16 protein-coding genes are annotated in these 14,992 nt (G+C 68.4%); 4 read left to right on the top strand and 12 right to left on the bottom strand.

Going from position 1 to position 14,992, the window contains the following annotated elements:
• Positions 1–75 precede the first annotated feature (75 nt).
• From rdgB to murI, 3 genes are read right to left on the bottom strand one after another with little or no spacing between them, the layout of a single operon-like run.
• Positions 76–678, bottom strand: coding sequence for an RdgB/HAM1 family non-canonical purine NTP pyrophosphatase (gene rdgB, locus ACFOYW_RS17275; RefSeq protein ID WP_390231896.1), 603 nt, complete (start codon positions 676–678; stop codon positions 76–78).
• 2 nt (positions 679–680) lie between these two features.
• Positions 681–1,415, bottom strand: coding sequence for a ribonuclease PH (rph, locus tag ACFOYW_RS17270; protein ID WP_390231893.1), 735 nt, complete (start codon positions 1,413–1,415; stop codon positions 681–683).
• Between the two features lie 2 nt (positions 1,416–1,417).
• On the bottom strand, positions 1,418–2,248 hold the full coding sequence (murI, locus tag ACFOYW_RS17265) for a glutamate racemase (RefSeq protein WP_390231890.1): 831 nt from the start codon (positions 2,246–2,248) through the stop codon (positions 1,418–1,420).
• 27 nt (positions 2,249–2,275) lie between these two features.
• Here murI and ACFOYW_RS17260 point away from each other — a divergent pair, with 27 nt between their 5' ends.
• Together ACFOYW_RS17260 and ACFOYW_RS17255 are read left to right on the top strand one after the other, a co-directional pair.
• Positions 2,276–3,577 carry a nicotinate phosphoribosyltransferase gene (locus ACFOYW_RS17260; RefSeq protein WP_390231887.1) on the top strand — a complete coding sequence of 434 codons (1,302 nt, stop codon included), beginning with the start codon at positions 2,276–2,278 and terminating at the stop codon, positions 3,575–3,577.
• Between the two features lie 124 nt (positions 3,578–3,701).
• Entirely contained in the window at positions 3,702–3,872 is a 171-nt protein-coding gene (locus ACFOYW_RS17255; protein ID WP_390231884.1) for a hypothetical protein, read from the top strand.
• Between the two features lie 9 nt (positions 3,873–3,881).
• Here ACFOYW_RS17255 and ACFOYW_RS17250 read toward each other — a convergent pair whose 3' ends face one another.
• The 8 genes from ACFOYW_RS17250 to ACFOYW_RS17215 form a co-directional block, all read right to left on the bottom strand.
• Entirely contained in the window at positions 3,882–4,154 is a 273-nt protein-coding gene (locus tag ACFOYW_RS17250) for a DUF3039 domain-containing protein (protein WP_390231881.1), read from the bottom strand.
• A 22-nt stretch (positions 4,155–4,176) separates the two neighbouring features.
• Positions 4,177–5,841, bottom strand: a complete 1,665-nt coding sequence (locus ACFOYW_RS17245) for a hypothetical protein (protein ID WP_390231878.1) — start codon at positions 5,839–5,841, stop codon at positions 4,177–4,179.
• Positions 5,817–6,686, bottom strand: a complete 870-nt coding sequence (locus ACFOYW_RS17240) for an ABC transporter ATP-binding protein (protein WP_390231875.1) — start codon at positions 6,684–6,686, stop codon at positions 5,817–5,819. Before ACFOYW_RS17240 ends, ACFOYW_RS17245 begins: the two co-directional genes overlap by 25 nt.
• Positions 6,687–7,180: 494 nt before the next feature.
• Complete coding sequence (locus tag ACFOYW_RS17235) at positions 7,181–8,254, bottom strand: ABC transporter ATP-binding protein (protein ID WP_390231872.1); 1,074 nt, start codon at positions 8,252–8,254, stop codon at positions 7,181–7,183.
• Positions 8,251–9,081, bottom strand: a complete 831-nt coding sequence (locus ACFOYW_RS17230) for an ABC transporter permease (RefSeq protein ID WP_390231869.1) — start codon at positions 9,079–9,081, stop codon at positions 8,251–8,253. Before ACFOYW_RS17230 ends, ACFOYW_RS17235 begins: the two co-directional genes overlap by 4 nt.
• The gene (locus ACFOYW_RS17225; RefSeq protein WP_390231866.1) at positions 9,078–10,001 is read right to left on the bottom strand and encodes an ABC transporter permease; all 924 of its coding nucleotides are present in this window, start codon (positions 9,999–10,001) and stop codon (positions 9,078–9,080) included. Before ACFOYW_RS17225 ends, ACFOYW_RS17230 begins: the two co-directional genes overlap by 4 nt.
• Positions 10,002–10,018: 17 nt before the next feature.
• The gene (locus ACFOYW_RS17220) at positions 10,019–11,194 is read right to left on the bottom strand and encodes an ABC transporter substrate-binding protein (RefSeq protein ID WP_390231863.1); all 1,176 of its coding nucleotides are present in this window, start codon (positions 11,192–11,194) and stop codon (positions 10,019–10,021) included.
• Between the two features lie 64 nt (positions 11,195–11,258).
• A complete protein-coding gene (locus ACFOYW_RS17215; protein ID WP_390231861.1) occupies positions 11,259–12,416 on the bottom strand; it encodes a TIGR03364 family FAD-dependent oxidoreductase in 1,158 nt (385 codons plus the stop codon).
• A 152-nt stretch (positions 12,417–12,568) separates the two neighbouring features.
• On the opposite strand from ACFOYW_RS17215, the gene ACFOYW_RS17210 reads away from it, so the two are divergent.
• Both ACFOYW_RS17210 and ACFOYW_RS17205 read left to right on the top strand, forming a co-directional pair.
• The gene (locus tag ACFOYW_RS17210) at positions 12,569–13,336 is read left to right on the top strand and encodes a GntR family transcriptional regulator (RefSeq protein WP_390231858.1); all 768 of its coding nucleotides are present in this window, start codon (positions 12,569–12,571) and stop codon (positions 13,334–13,336) included.
• A gap of 15 nt (positions 13,337–13,351) precedes the next feature.
• Complete coding sequence (locus tag ACFOYW_RS17205) at positions 13,352–14,050, top strand: phosphonatase-like hydrolase (protein WP_390231855.1); 699 nt, start codon at positions 13,352–13,354, stop codon at positions 14,048–14,050.
• A 109-nt stretch (positions 14,051–14,159) separates the two neighbouring features.
• Here ACFOYW_RS17205 and ACFOYW_RS17200 read toward each other — a convergent pair whose 3' ends face one another.
• Positions 14,160–14,960: an LLM class F420-dependent oxidoreductase gene (locus tag ACFOYW_RS17200; RefSeq protein WP_390231852.1), complete on the bottom strand. Its 801-nt coding sequence runs from the start codon at positions 14,958–14,960 to the stop codon at positions 14,160–14,162.
• Between the last annotated feature and the right edge of the window lie 32 nt (positions 14,961–14,992).

Here is a 14,992-nt window from a genome sequence, read left to right as displayed (position 1 = left end):
TGCCCGCCTTCATCGACCATTACAACCTAGACAGAGCCCACCTCGGCATCGAAGGCAAACCACCCATCGACCGAATCAACAACGGTCGAGGTCAGTACAGCTAGCTCGCAGCACCGGCTCGATCAGCGCGAAGGCGCGCGCCCGGTGGCTGACCGTGTTCTTCCGCTGCGGGTCGAGTTCGGCGGCGGATGCTCCACCCTCGCCCGCGGGCAGGAAGATCGGGTCATAGCCGAACCCGTTGTCACCCCGCGCGACGCGCGCGAGCTCACCCGGCCACACGCCCTCGACGGTCGTCTCAGTGCTGCCCGAGACGAACGCGATCGTGCACGAGAAGTGAGCCGCCCGATGCTCGTCCGGGACGTCAACCAGCTGATCGAGCAACAGGTGCAGATTGGCTGCGTCGTCGCCGTGACGCCCCGACCAACGGGCGGAGAAGACCCCGGGTGCACCCCCGAGCACATCGACGCAGATGCCGGAATCGTCAGCGAGCGCGGGCAGCCCCGTGTGCGCTGCAGCGACGCGAGCTTTGATGAGTGCGTTCGCGGCGAAGGTCACGCCGTCCTCCACCGGCTCCGGGCCCTCGTATGCGACGATCTCGAGCCCCGGCACGCTCGCCGCGAGGATGCGCTGGAACTCGTCGGCCTTGTGGGAGTTGTGTGTCGCGAGCACGACGCGCATGCTCAGCCCTCGAGCGCCGCGCGCTGGATCACCGCGAGCTCAGCATTGCCCGCGAGTGCGAGGTCGAGCAGCGCATTCAGCTCATCGCGATCGAACGGCGCACCCTCCGCCGTCCCCTGCACCTCAACGAACGCACCCGCACCCGTGACCACGACGTTCATGTCGGTCTCGGCACGCGAGTCCTCGACGTATGCCAGGTCGAGCATGGGAACGCCGTCGATGATGCCGACCGAGATCGCAGAGACGGATTCGGTGAGCGCCACGGCCTTCTTGCCGATGAATCCGCGCTCCTTGCCCCAGGCGAGCGCATCTGCGAGAGCCACGTAGGCGCCCGTGATCGCCGCGGTGCGGGTACCCCCGTCCGCCTGAAGCACGTCACAGTCGATGACGACGGTGTTCTCACCCAGCGCTTTGAAGTCGATCACGGCCCGCAGCGAGCGCCCGATCAGACGGCTGATCTCGTGCGTCCGCCCGCCGATGCGGCCCTTCACCGACTCGCGATCGTTGCGGTCGTTGGTCGCCCGCGGCAACATCGCGTATTCGGCGGTGACCCAGCCCTTCCCCTGGCCCGCGAGCCAGCGCGGCACGCCGTTCGTGAACGAGGCGGTGCACAGGACGCGTGTGTCACCGAAGCTGATGAGCGCACTTCCCTCGGCCTGCTTGCTCCACCCGCGCTCGATGGTCACGGGGCGCAGCTGCCCGGGTGTACGGCCGTCGAAGCGTTCGTTGTCAGTCACAGTCAGTGCCTTTCGATCGAAGGAAGAGGAATGGCGCCCGTCTGCACGAAGTCGACGCGGGAGACGTCGAGGCCGAGCATCCGATTCGCCAAGCGCTGGAATGCGGCAGTGTCGGCGCCGGTCGCCTCATAGCTGATGACGGGTGCGGACGACGCCACCCGCTCGAGGCCGTGGCCGACAAGAATCCGGTACACGTCGTTCGCCGTCTCGACGTCGCTCGAGACGAGCGAGACGTCCTCGCCCATCACATACGAGATCGCACCTTTGAGGAACGGGTAATGGGTGCAGCCGAGCACCAAGGTGTCGACGCCGGCGCTCTTGAGCGGCTCGAGATAGCCAGCCGCGATGTCGAAGAGCTCAGCGCCGCTCGTCACCCCCGCCTCGACGAATTCAACGAATCGCGGGCACGCCTGCGTGAACAGCCTGAGCTGCGGGGCGGCGGCGAAGGCGTCCTCGTAGGCACGCGAGTTCACGGTGCCCTGCGTGCCGATCACGCCGACCCGGCGGTTGCGCGTCGTCGCGACCGCGCGCCGTACTGCGGGCTGGATCACCTCGACGACCGGCACGTCGTAGCGCTCGCGGGCGTCGCGAAGCATCGCCGAACTCGCCGTGTTGCAGGCGATCACGAGCATCTTCACGCCCTGCTCGACCATGAAGTCGAGCACCTCGAGCGAGTAGCGACGCACATCAGCGATCGGCTTCGGCCCGTAGGGCGAGTGCTCGGTGTCGCCGATGTACAGAATGCTCTCGTTCGGCAGCTGGTCGCGGATCGCCCGCGCAACCGTCAGACCGCCGACGCCCGAATCGAAGACTCCGATCGGCTGGTCGCTCATGGTACGAGTCTAGATAATCTGGCCTTCATGACCTCGTCGACGGCACTGCTGACCGACCGCTATGAGCTCACGATGCTTGACGCCGCGCTCGCCGATGGCAGCTACGCACGCGAATCGGTGTTCGAGGTCTTCGGGCGCCGGCTGCCGCTCGGCCGCCGCTACGGAGTCGTCGGGGGCACCGGGCGCCTGCTCGAGCTGATCGGCCGCTTCCGGTTCGGCGACGCCGAGCTCGAATGGCTCCGACGCGAGCACGTCGTTTCCGCCGAGACGCTCGACTGGCTCGCCGACTACCGCTTCACCGGCACGATCACCGGCTACCGCGAGGGCGAGGTGTATTTCCCGGGCTCGCCGATCCTCACCGTCGAGGCGCCGTTCGGCGAGGGGGTGATCCTCGAGACCCTCGTGCTCTCAGTGCTCAACTACGACTCGGCGATCGCGACGGCTGCCAGCCGCATGGTGCACGCGGCGGGCGACCGGCCGATCGCCGAGATGGGCTCACGCCGCGCCAACGAAGACGCCGCGGTCGCCGCGACGCGCGCCGCGTACATCGCCGGCTTCGCCGCGTCGTCGAACCTCGAGGCCGGGCGCGTCTGGGGCATCCCGACGATGGGAACAGCCGCCCACGCGTTCACACTGCTGCACGACACCGAGGAAGAGGCGTTCCGCTCGCAGATCGCCGCGATGGGTGTCGGCACGACGCTCCTCGTGGACACCTATGACGTGAAGACCGGCATCGAGACGGCGGTGCGCGTCGCAGGGCCCAAGCTCGGAGGCATCCGGCTCGACTCGGGCGACCTGCCCAAGCTCGTCGGCAAGGTACGCGCGCAACTCGACTCGCTCGGCGCGACCGGCACGAAGATCACGGTCACGAACGACCTCGACGAGTATGCGATCGCCGCACTGTCGGCGAGCCCCGTCGACAACTACGGCGTCGGCACGTCGCTCGTGACGGGCTCCGGCGCCCCCGCATCCGGCATGGTCTACAAGCTGGTCGCGTACCGCAACGAGTCGGGCGACTGGGTGCCGGTCGCCAAGAACTCGGACGGCAAGGCGTCGATCGGCGGCCGCAAGGTGCCGGTGAGACACCTCGACTCGGCCGGTATCGCGACGAGCGAGGTCGTGCACATCGTCACGCGGCGGCCGCCTCGCGACGCGGGTCGCGAATTGCTGGTCACACTGATGTCGGGCGGTGAAGCGGATGCCTCATTCCTCGGCCCGGACGGCGTGAAGGCCGCGCGTGCCCACCACCGCCGCGCGATCGAGGAGCTGCCCGAAGAGGCGTTCCGCCTCGGTGCAGGCGACCCGGCGCTGACGACGCTGTTCGTCTGAGCGCGGGGCCCTCGATAGGGCAGACCAAGGATTTATTGGTTGCGCCCATATGGTTTATTTCCCCTATTGTGTTCGAAACCGGAGCCTCGCTCACCCCACCCGGCCTGGCGCCATGGTCGCGCCGATGCGAGGTCGAATCGAACACGGAACTCAGATCGGAATCGCCACGCCCGCGTACGAGCCGAGGTACGGCCTCATCTGTCTTGCGGTCGCGAGTGCGACCGCAGCCGCATCGAGCATTGTGCCCGCACTGCTCAGCTACCGCCGTGACCTGTCCGGCGTGATGCGCGAATAGGTGCCGCGCTCAATCGGTGAGCGACTCGTAGATCTCTTTGCACTCAGGGCAGACCGGGAACTTCTCGGGGTCGCGCCCCGGAACCCAGACTTTGCCGCACAGCGCCTTCACCGGCTTGCCAGTCATGGCGGACTCGAGGATCGCCTCTTTGCGCACGTAGTGGGAGAAGCGGTCGTGGTCCCCGTCTTCGACGGATTCCTGACTCAACAGCTCCTCGAGCTCGCGATCGAGCGTCGCGGTGCTGCCGCCTTCCGCAGGGGCGCCGGGTTCGGAGATGCTCATGACGTCAAGTGTAGAAGCGGTGTCACGCCGCCTTCACCGCCGCCTCGAGCATCTGCGGGCCGCGCCGGTTGAAGATCGCCGCGCCGCCGAGCACCCCGGCGACGAGCGCCGCGGCGCCGATGAGAAGGCCGCACCACAGCGATGCTGCGAGCCACGCCGGGTCGACGAAGACGCCCAGCGCGCCGAACACGATCGAGGGGGCGGTGAGTGCCAGCATGACGACGATGCTGAAGCCCTGCACGAGCGCCGCGATCGCACCGACGCTCTGCGGCTGAGCGAAGGGACTGTCGCCGGGCTTCGGCACGGGGTACGGGAAGAGCGTGGAGGTGACGCTCGACAGCCCGAGGCCGACGAAGAGCTCACACGTGCTGATGCCGACGAGCGGCAGCGCGGCGCGCAGGTCGCCGTAGAAATACACCGAGACGGCCGTGCCGATGACGACGAGCGGAACCCCGAGGAACAGGACGGGCACCATGCGTCCGACGCGGTCGGCGAGGCCGGTCGCACCCGCGACCACGTGCAGCCAGACGGCCGTGCCGTCGTAGGCGACGTCGTTGTGCGCCGACCAGCCGAGGAAGAGCGCCATGATCGGCAGTGGCAGCAGTGCCGGGTACGGCGCTGGGATCGCATGCACGACTCCGAGCGCACCGAGAACCACGATCGGCAGGATCGGGATCATGATGAGCGAGACCCAGTAACGTGCGTCTCGGCTCCAGTAGCTGAGGCTGCGCGCGGCAACGGCACCCCATCGCGTGGCGGGCATCGCGCTGAACCAGCCGAGCCCCGCGTACAGCTTCACGTCGCCGGCACGCCCTGGCGTGACGAGCATGTGCGCCACCAGCGCACGCCAGGCCAGCCAGAGCGCTGCGAACGTGGCGAGCGCGATGAGCAGTTCAAGCGCCGCAGCACCGCCGTGGCCGACGGCGACGTCAGCAGGAACCGCCCACGCGGCACCGACGGGCGACCAGCGCACGACGTCGGCGAACGTGCCGACGACCGACAGCCCCTCGGCGCCCCAGTCGACGTTGGCGAGAGAGAGGACCAGCGGCGAGATGAGCACGATGAGCACCACGCCGATCACGCCGCTCAGCTCGCGGGCGCGCCGCGTGTCGAGCAGGAATGCGGCAACAGCCGTCGCGACGCGCCCCGCCAGTGTGCAGGTCGCGACCGCGACAGCGGCGCTGATCAGAGCGAGCACGGCGATCCAGAATCCGTACGCCCACGTGATCACCGTCGCCAGCGCGCACACCATGAGCACGATCGCCGGCACGGAGACGAGCGAGCCCACGGCGAGGCCGACGGCGAGGCGGGACGACGGGATGCCGAACAGCGCGAACTTGCGCGGATCGAGCGTGTCGTCGACCCCGAAGATCAACGGAAGCAGCAGGAAACCGGTGGTCACCGCCGCGCCCGCGACGATCACCACATCGCGCACGAGAACCGTGTCGGGAGCGAAGCGCGCCGCGATCAGTCCGCCCGTGAGCGCGACCGTCATACCCAGCCCGTACAGCGAGGCGAGCACGAGGCCGATCACCTGCCACACGCTGCGCCGGAACGCACCGCCAAGCAGCGCGAGCTTGAGCCGGAGGAATCGGGGCACGTCGGCGAAGGCATCCGCTGCCTGTTCCGCCGTCGCGAAAGCGCGCTGCCGATCGGGCAGCTTCACTCCGAGAAGCTGTGCAACCACTCGAGCCCCTCCGCCGCCTTGCGCCCCCCGGCGAGTTCGACGAACCGGTCCTCCAGCGATTTGCCGCCCCGGACCTCGTCTGCGGTGCCCGAGTCGAGCACCACGCCGGCGACGATGATGGCGACACGGTCGCACACCCGCTGGATCAGGTCCATGCTGTGGCTCGACAGCACGACCGTGCCGCCCGCAGCCACGTACTTCTGCAGGATCTCGATGATGTTCGCCGCCGACACCGGGTCGACCGACTCGAACGGCTCGTCGAGCACGAGCACGCGCGGCGAGTGGATCATGGCCGCAGCCAGCGCGACCTTCTTCGTCATTCCCGCCGAGTAGTCGGCGACGAGGCGGCCGACGGCTCCGTCGAGCCCGAATGCGGTCACGAGATCGTCGACCCGCGTCTTCACCGTCTTCGCGTCGAGTCCGCGCAGCGTTCCCGAGTAGAACAGCAGCTGCGCGCCGGTCAGCCGGTCGAACAGGCGCAGCCGATCAGGCAGGACGCCGATGAGGCGCTTCGCGTGGTTCGGGTCCTTCCAGACATCGACGTCATGGACGACGACCTGGCCCGAGTCGGGGCGCAGCAGGCCGCTGACGATCGAGAGCATGGTGGTCTTGCCCGCTCCGTTCGGCCCGACGATGCCGAAGAACGAGCCTTCCGGCACCTCGAGCGCGACGCCGTCGAGCGCGACCGTGCTGCCGAATCGCTTGTAGATCTGACGGATGCCGAGGGCCGTCGGCTTGGGCTCGGGCGGTGGTGCCGGCTGTGCCTTGGGGGCGGCTTTCGCCCGCGGCGCGCGCTTGGCAGGGGTCTTGGCGGGCGCCTTCGCAGTCGTGCTGCCGGCAGGCACAGGACCGGCAGCCGCCGTGCTCGCTGCCGTTCCTGCTGCCGCTGCTGCACGTGTGGCTGCCGTGCGTGTGCCTGTCGCGCGTGGCTTCGTCGGCGCCTTCGCCGTTGCCGCAGGTGCCTTCGCCGCTGCCGCAGGTGTCTTTGCCGCTGCCGCAGGTGTCTTTGCCGCTGCCGTCTGGCGCGTCTGGGCACGCGGCGCACGGGGCGCGCGCGGCGTGGTCGGCGCGCTTTCAGCGCCGACCGCCTCGCCGTCGGCAGCGGCGGCGTCCTCCGCCGCCGCGGGCGGTGTCGCAGGCGTCCGCGGGCGCGGCGCAGTGGCGCGCGGCGCCCGCGGCTTCGCCGGGGCACGCGAGGTCGATTTCGCCGCTGACGCGGGCTTTTCCGCTGGGTCTATGACAGGCGCCACCTGGGGCGCGGGTTCTTCGTCGGGGGTCGATTCCGGCAGAGAACTCATGGCCCCAACGTAGCAAGCGGAGAGGGTCGCGCGCCGGTTCGTTATTGCTTTGGCGCTACAGCGACCGGCCGGCCCTTGAAGCGGAGCGAAACGGATTCGCCCAGCTCGCACCGCTCGGCGACGTCGTGCTGCACGGTGATGATCGTGCCGTCGGTGAGCCGCACAAAGGTGCGTCGCAGTGAGCCGAGGAAGCTCGTCGAGACGACGGTGCCGGGGAGCCCGGCATCCGCCAGCATGACGTCCTCAGGCCGCACGAACGCCGTCACCGCTCCCGAAAGCGGCACCTCGCCGAGCACGTTGAGCGGCTGGCCGTAGACCGTGACCACTCCCCCGACGACGGTGCCCTCGAGCTTGTTCGACAGGCCGACGAAGTCGGCGACGAAGGCCGTCGCCGGGTTCAGGTACAGCTCTTCCGGCGTGCCGACCTGCTCGATGTTGCCTGAGTTCATCACGGCGACGCGGTCGGCGACGGCCAGCGCCTCTTCCTGGTCGTGGGTGACGAAGAGGGTCGTGATGCCGAGGTCCTTCTGAATGCGGCGGATCTCGTCTCGCAGCGCGACGCGCACCTTCGCGTCGAGGGCGGACAGCGGCTCGTCGAGCAGCAGCACGCGCGGGCGGGTGACCAGCGCACGGGCGAGCGCCACGCGCTGCTGCTGGCCGCCGGAGAGCTGGTGGGCGAACCGTTCGGCGAGTGCGCTGAGCCCGACCATCTCGAGGGCTTCGACGGCGCGGCTGCGGCGGCTGGCGCTGTCGACCTTGCGCATGCGGAGCCCGAACTCGACGTTCTGCAGCGCGGTCATGTGGGGGAACAGCGAGTAGGACTGGAACACCATCCCCATGTCGCGCTTGTTCACCGGGGTGCGCGCCACGTCGACGTCGTCGATGAGGATACTGCCGCCGTCGATCTGCTCGAGCCCCGAGAGCGCCCGCAGCGCGGTGGTCTTGCCGCAGCCGGACGGCCCGAGCAGAGCGATGAACTCCCCGGGCTCGATCTCGAGGTCGAGGCCGGTCAGGGCGCGCTGGCCCGCGTAGTCCTTGATGACGCCGACGAGCTTGACCGACGTGCCGGTGCGGCTGGGCGCCGCCGTTGAGGGGGTTTCGACGACGTGCGTCATGCGGATGCCTTTCGCGAGCGGCTGCCCGAACCGAGCGAGCCGATGACGACTAGAAGAAGGAAGACCACCAGCAGCGCGGCGAGCGCGAAGGTGGAGGCCACGTACGGGTCGGCCTGTTCGAGCAGCGCGAGACCGGTCTGGAAGGTGTTCTGCTGCAGGAATGAGGCGATCGTGAACTCGCCGAGCACGACCGAGATGGTGAGCAGGCCGCTCGACAGCATGCCGCGGCGCAGGTTCGGCAGGATGATCGACCACACGGCCGAGAACCAGCCGGCGCCGAGCGAGCGCGCCGCCTCGTTGAGCGTGATCATGTCGACGCCCGAGATGTTCGCCTGGATGGGCCGGAACGCGTAGGGCAGCGCGATGATGCCGATCGCGAAGGCGAGCACCCACGGCACTGATCCGGTGAGGTGCCACACCTGCTGGTACACGGGAACGAAGCCGACCGCGAGCACGACCGTGGGAATCGAGATCGGCAGCAGGCAGACGAACTCGATGATGCGACGCGCGTTCCGGAAGCGCAGCTCGGCGAGGATCATCGCCGGCAGCAGGAACACGAGCATCAGCGCGACCGTGATGACCGCGATCACGAGCGAGTTCTGGATGCCCTCCCACAACTGCTGGTACTGGTAGGCGCGCACGGGGTCGGTGAGCGCCTTCAGGTGGTCGAGCGTGAAGCCGGAGTGCTGACCGACCGGCTGGAACGCGAATGCACCGAGGGCATACAGAGGGTAGAGGAACGCGAGGCCCGCGACGATCAGGATGATCCTCGAGGTGACCTTGCTGGGAACCGCGCCGACGCGCACGGGGCGGCTCGTGCGGCTCATCGCTGCCACCTCGCGGCGCGACGCTGCAGGAGCGAGTACAGGCCCATGACGATGGCCATGATCACGAGCATCCCGATGGCGAGTACGCCGGGAACGTGGGCGATCGAAGCATCCGTCTCACTGCCCAGATATTGCTGCATCACGACCGGAATGAGGATGCCCGAGTTCGTGAGCGCGGCAGCCGTCGCGAAGGACGAGAACGCGCTTGCGAAGACCAGGATCATCGCGCCGAAGAACGACGGCGCGAGCACCGGCATGCCGACGTGCCACCAGTACTGGAACCGGCTTCCGCCGAGCGTTGCGACGGCCTCGCCCCACTGTGAGCGCAGACCTTCGACGGCGGGCATGAAGACGATCACCATGAGCGGAATGGAGAAGTAGACGTAGGGGAAGAACATGCCGGCAGGCTGGTACAGCAGCGGGCCCGACGTCTTGGACGGCGCGAGCGAGTTGATGTTGAAGCCGAAGGCGTGCTGCACCCAGAGCGTGAACATGCCCGCGCTTCCGATCGTCGCGATGAACGCGAACGCGAGCATGACGCCGCCGAACTGGGCGAGCACGGAGCTCGCCGCGTCGACGACGACACGGAGGATGCCGGTCGGCTTTGCGGCCAGCAGCGCGACGCACACGATCGCGCCGAGAATCGCGGATGCCACCGCCACAGCGAGCGACAGCAGGAAGGAGTTGAGGAACGCCTTCTGGATTCCGGGCTGAGTGAACGCCGCGAAGTTCGCGAGCGTGAAACCGCCCGATTGAGTAGTGAGCCCGCTCCACACGGCGAGCACCGTGGGAACGGCCATGAAGAGGAGCGTGTAGGCGGCGAACGGCGCGAAGCCGAGAAGACCGGTACGCCGGCGCCGGGGCGAACGAGCCCCGGCGCCGGCGGCGCGGCCGACTACCGCAGTAGTGGTGGCAGTCATTGATCTGTCGGGGGCGACTAGTCGCCCATCCCGGCCTTCGGCCAGGCCGTGGTGATGAAGGTGCCGGCGGCCGTCGCCTGAGCGTCGGTCAGCAGCGTGATCTGGCTGGGCAGGCCACCGGCCTTCGCGAGCGCGCTCTTGTCGAGCGTGCCGTTCTTCTGCATGGTGGTCAGCTCAGCGGGGAAGGCGCCTGCGGCGAGGTACTCGTTCTGCACCTGCGGGGTGTAGAGGTATTCCTCCCAGAGGCGGGCGGCGGCCGGGTTGGCGGCGCCGGACGCGACAGCCTGGTTGTAGTACGAACCGACGGCCGCACCCGTGGGGATGACGGTCTTGAAGTTCGGGTTGCCGCCCTGCGACGCGTCGCCCCAGCCGACGTTGTTGAACGACCACTGGATGACGGCCGGGGTCTCACCGTTGTTCACGGTCGCCTGCGAAGCGACGGTGGGGATGAAGTTGCCGGCCTTCTTGAGCTTGGCGAACCAGTCGACACCCGGCTGCAGGTTGTCGGCGGAACCACCGTTGTTGAGCGCGGCGAGAACGACGGACATGAGCGCCTCGTTCGCCTTGACGGGCGACATCTTGATGGCGACCGCGTTCTTGTACTCGGGGCTGAGCAGGTCGTTCAGCGACTTCGGGGCCGTCTTGATCTTGGACGAGTCGTAGCCGATCGACATCACACCGGTGTAGTCGTAGTACCAGTTGCCGTCGGGGTCCTTGAAGTCGGCGGGGATGTCGTTCCAGTTCTGGACCTTGTACGGCGTGACGATGTCCTTGTTCGCCTCGAGCACCGAGGTGCCGATGTCGAACACGTCAGGAGCGGTGGACTGCCCCTTGTCGTTGTGGGCCGCGTCGGCCTCGTCCTGCGACGAGCCGTTCGGGTTCTCCGAGTTGATCTTGATCTGCGGGTACTTCTTCTCGAAGCCGGCGATGATCTCGCCGTAGTTCGCCCATGACGGCGGAAGGGTGATCACGTTGAGGTGACCCTCCTTCTCGGCGGCGGCGGCGAGGCAGTCGAGACCGCCGAATGCGGCCGCGCTGGTGGCCTTCGAGGCCTGCGCGGTCGTCAGGGTCTTGCAGTCCTTCGCCTTCGGCGCGGCGCTGGAGCCGCTGCCGCTCGAGCATGCGGTCAGCGCAATCGCTGCCGCTGCGACCAGCGCGAGGCCGGAGGCCACGCGACGGAGCTTGCTGTTCATTGCTCTCCTATTTGTCTCGGTGCAGTTGGGGGAATGTGGAACGCGGGTGGGATAAAGAATCGGGTCAGGAAAGTACGGATGCGGCGAGTCCTAGCGCCGTCGTCATGCCGATCCCGCTCGTGACGGTGACGGCCGTCACGCCGGGCTGCGGGTCGGAGATGAGGTACGGGCCCGTCTCGCTCGATGCGTAGACGCCCCGCCAGCGGCGGCGGACACGCAATTCGGCCGAGCCGAAGAGGCACCGGAACTGGTCGAGGAGCAGCTCGTCGCTCTCCTCGTCCTCCCACGGCGTCTCGGTGACGCCGTAGTGGTGCGTGTCGCCCAGCACGAGCCGCCCGGCCTCGGGGCTGTGGGGCAGCCGCTGCGTGAACATGAGGTTCACGCCGTGCGCGCCGAGCTCCGGGGCCTCCCGGTCGAGCGCATCGCGCAAGGCCTCGGCCGCCTTCGTCTCAGCGAAGCCGCTGTAACGCAACAGCGACGTGCCCGTGAACACCCCTGGGTCGACCGTGCCGACGCTCGCCGGAGCATCCACTTCGATCATGCGCAGGCGGCAGCGCTGCACACCGTGCTCGTCCGCGATCTCGGAGAAGAAGCGGTCGACGTCGTGGCCGACGGCGACGATCACACGGTCAGCGGCGACCTCGCCGCGTGCGGTGATGACGCGACCCGGCTCGACGGCGAGCACGTTCGCCCGACGGTGGAACTCGACACCGCGGCTCTCGAGGTACGCCGCGAGTGCCGGGATGGCCGTCGGCGAGTCGACACGCAGGTCGAGCGGAAGCCAGCCGGCTCCGATCGCGCCGACCGGCGCGAAACCGAGTCGATCGGATGCCTGCGCCACGGTCAGCAGAGAGACCTCGTCGCCGCGCGCTTCGGCGAATTCCTCCAGCACCGCGAGCTCTTCGGGGCGCCGCGCGACGGCGACGGTGCCGGCTGTCATGACAGGAATCCCGGCGGCCTCACCGATCGCAAGCCATTCCTCGCGGGACCGCAGCGCGTAGTCGTAGGCGAGACCGGATTGCGCACTCGTGCAGATGTGGCCGAAGTTGCGCACGCTCGCCCCGACCGCGAACTCGTCGCGCTCGAGCACGACGACCCTCAGACCGGAACGCACCGCGTGCCAGGCGTGGGCGAGCCCGACGATGCCGCCGCCGACGATCGCGACGTCGGCGCGGCGGCCGCTGTCGACAGCGGTCGCGTCGGCAGAGGCGGCGAAGGTCACGAGTGCCACTGTGACCGACCCGGAAGCTCGGATTCCACTTGTCGCGACAAGCGTCACGAGAAGTTCAACCAGGAGGACCGAAGGCCTAACGGAAGGTGAACAAACACCCCCGATCGCTTGGTCGTGGCTGGGGATTCCACTTGTATTGTCACGTGCGAGTCCCTCTTCACACCGTCGTCGCCGACGCCCTGCGAGAGCAGATCAGCTCGGGCGAGCTCCCTATCGGCGCCCCGCTGCCCTCGGAGTCCGAGCTCTGTGCCCGCTTCGGAGCGAGCCGCGGACCGGTGCGCCAGGCGCTCGCGCAGCTGCGCAACGAGGGACTGATCGAGACCAGCCAGGGCCGCGTGCCGACCGTGCGCGACCGCCCACTGGCGCATTCGATCGACGACTTCTTCTCGTTCACCGCGTGGGTGCAGGCGTCGGGCCGCACTCCGGGGCAGCACACCATCGAGCTCGCCCGGCGGGTGCCCCAGGCATCCGTCGCTGCGCAGCTTCAGATCGGCGCCGACGAGCGCGCGGTCGTCGTCGTGCGGCGCCGCTCGATCGACGGCGAGCCGGTCATGCTCGAGCGCAGCTGGTATGTCGACGAGGTCGGCCGCCGGCTGTTCGACATCGATACGGATGCCGGCTCGATCTTCGGCGCACTGATCGACCGCGGCGTTCCCCTCGATCTCGGCATGCACTCGATCGACGCGGTCGCGGCCGACGAGACCGATGCGGCTCAGCTCGAGGTGCCGCTCGGCAGTCCGCTGCTGCGCGTCCAGCGCGTCACCTCGTCGTACGCCGGCGTCGTCCTCGAATACGCCGACGACCGCTACCGGACCGACCGCGCCACGCTCGCGATCCGCAACTCCCGCACCACATCGGCCGTGTCGCGCCCGAGCGTGGCACGCCTCGCTCAAGAGGCCCAGGAAGCCTAGACAAGGAGCACGCGCATGACCATCCGCCTCGTCTCTCTCGACATGGCCGGCACCACCATCGCCGAGGCCGGCACCGTCTATGCCGTGCTGCGCTCGACCGTCGAGGGGGCGACCAACAAGAAGATCGATGACGCGCTGCTCTCGAAGTGGGGCGGAACGAGCAAGCACGCGGCGATCGGCGGCCTGCTCGCCGAGCTCGGCGAGCCTGAGGACCCGGCGCGCCAGGACGCTCTCTTCGAAGAGTTCCGCTCGACGCTCACCGCGACCTACCTGGCCGACAAGCCGACGCTGATCCCCGGAGTGCGCGAGGCCGTCGCCGAGCTGCGGGCGGCGGGCGTGAAGGTGGCGCTGCAGACCGGGTACTCGCGCGACGTCGCCGAGCTGCTGCTCTCGATCGTCGAGTGGAGTGTCGGAGTGGATGTCGACGCTCTCGTCACCTCCGACGAGGTCGCGGCATCACGGCCGGCACCGTTCCTCATCCATCGGGGCATGGAGGCGACGGGGGTGACCGATGTCGCGCAGGTTCTCGTCGCGGGCGACACGGCGAACGACCTCGGCGCCGGTGTCGCAGCGGGCGCGCGCTACGTCGTGGGCGTGCTCACCGGTGCGTACACGGCCGCCCAGCTTGGGCACTATCGGCACACGCACCTGCTCGAGTCCGTAGCGGGGATCCCGGCGCTGCTGCGCGCCGACGGCGAGCTTCCGGCGGCGTAGCGCCGGAATCACCCACGGCCCCGGCAGGTGCTTGCCGGGGCCGTGTCACTTCGCTTGTCGTGTCGCTGCGCGCGCCAAAGCGCCTCAGGGCGGGTCAGAGCACGGATGCCTAGACCCGGTCGCGCCAGGCCAGTGCCTTCTTGATGGTGTCGAGGCTCGATCGGTAGTCGGGCCCCGAGATGCCGATCGTGAAGAGCCTCACCCCCTCCTCCAGCAGCGCGTCGCCGGCCTCGGCGGGATCGGACGAACCGAAGCCCGACGAGAGGGTGATCTCGGAGAAGTCGCGACCGACGGCCTCGCAGTGCTCGGCGAGGATCGCCTTCTTCCGCTTGAGCGTGTCGAGGTCGCTGAAGCTGTGCCAGATGTCGGCGTGCTCGGCGACGATGCGCAGCGTCTTCTTCTCGCCGCCACCGCCGATCAGCACCGGGATCTTGCGCGTCGGCACAGGGTTGAGCTTGGCCCACCGAGCCTCGATGCGCGGCATCGCCTCGGCGAGCGCGTCGAGACGACGACCGGGCGTGCCGAATTCGAAGCCGTATTCGTCGTAGTCGCGCTGGAACCAGCCAGCGCCGATCCCGAAGATCAGGCGGCCCGATTCGCCGCCCTTCGCCGAGATGTGGTCGACGGTGCGGGCCATGTCGGCGAGCACGTCGGCGTTGCGATACGAGTTGCAGGTGACGAGGCATCCGAACTCGACATTCGTGGTCTGCTCGGCCCATGCGCCGAGCATCGTCCAGCCCTCGAAGTGCAGACCGTCGGGCTCGCCCGACAGCGGATAGAAATGGTCCCAATTGAAGAGGACATCGACGCCGAGCTGCTCGAGCTCGACGACAGCGTCGCGGATCTGCTGATAACTGGCATGCTGCGGGGCGATCTGAACGCCGATTCGTACGTGGCTCACCTTCACCAAACTACCGACAAGGCACCCATAGCATTGAGACC

The organism is Gryllotalpicola reticulitermitis, assembly GCF_042651345.1.
Taxonomy (GTDB): Bacteria; Actinomycetota; Actinomycetes; order Actinomycetales; family Microbacteriaceae; genus Gryllotalpicola; species Gryllotalpicola reticulitermitis.
The sequence above is the reverse complement of the archived record's forward strand: the minus strand, read 5'-3'. Positions and strand labels throughout refer to the sequence as shown.

Coding starts and splice junctions, on each gene's coding strand:
- rdgB (WP_390231896.1), bottom strand. CDS start 678: ATGCGCGTCGTGCTCGCGACACACAACTCCCACAAGGCCGACGAGTTC.
- murI (WP_390231890.1), bottom strand. CDS start 2,248: ATGAGCGACCAGCCGATCGGAGTCTTCGATTCGGGCGTCGGCGGTCTG.
- ACFOYW_RS17260 (WP_390231887.1), top strand. CDS start 2,276: ATGACCTCGTCGACGGCACTGCTGACCGACCGCTATGAGCTCACGATG.
- ACFOYW_RS17255 (WP_390231884.1), top strand. CDS start 3,702: ATGCGAGGTCGAATCGAACACGGAACTCAGATCGGAATCGCCACGCCC.
- ACFOYW_RS17250 (WP_390231881.1), bottom strand. CDS start 4,154: ATGAGCATCTCCGAACCCGGCGCCCCTGCGGAAGGCGGCAGCACCGCG.
- ACFOYW_RS17235 (WP_390231872.1), bottom strand. CDS start 8,254: ATGACGCACGTCGTCGAAACCCCCTCAACGGCGGCGCCCAGCCGCACC.
- ACFOYW_RS17230 (WP_390231869.1), bottom strand. CDS start 9,081: ATGAGCCGCACGAGCCGCCCCGTGCGCGTCGGCGCGGTTCCCAGCAAG.
- ACFOYW_RS17225 (WP_390231866.1), bottom strand. CDS start 10,001: ATGACTGCCACCACTACTGCGGTAGTCGGCCGCGCCGCCGGCGCCGGG.
- ACFOYW_RS17220 (WP_390231863.1), bottom strand. CDS start 11,194: ATGAACAGCAAGCTCCGTCGCGTGGCCTCCGGCCTCGCGCTGGTCGCA.
- ACFOYW_RS17205 (WP_390231855.1), top strand. CDS start 13,352: ATGACCATCCGCCTCGTCTCTCTCGACATGGCCGGCACCACCATCGCC.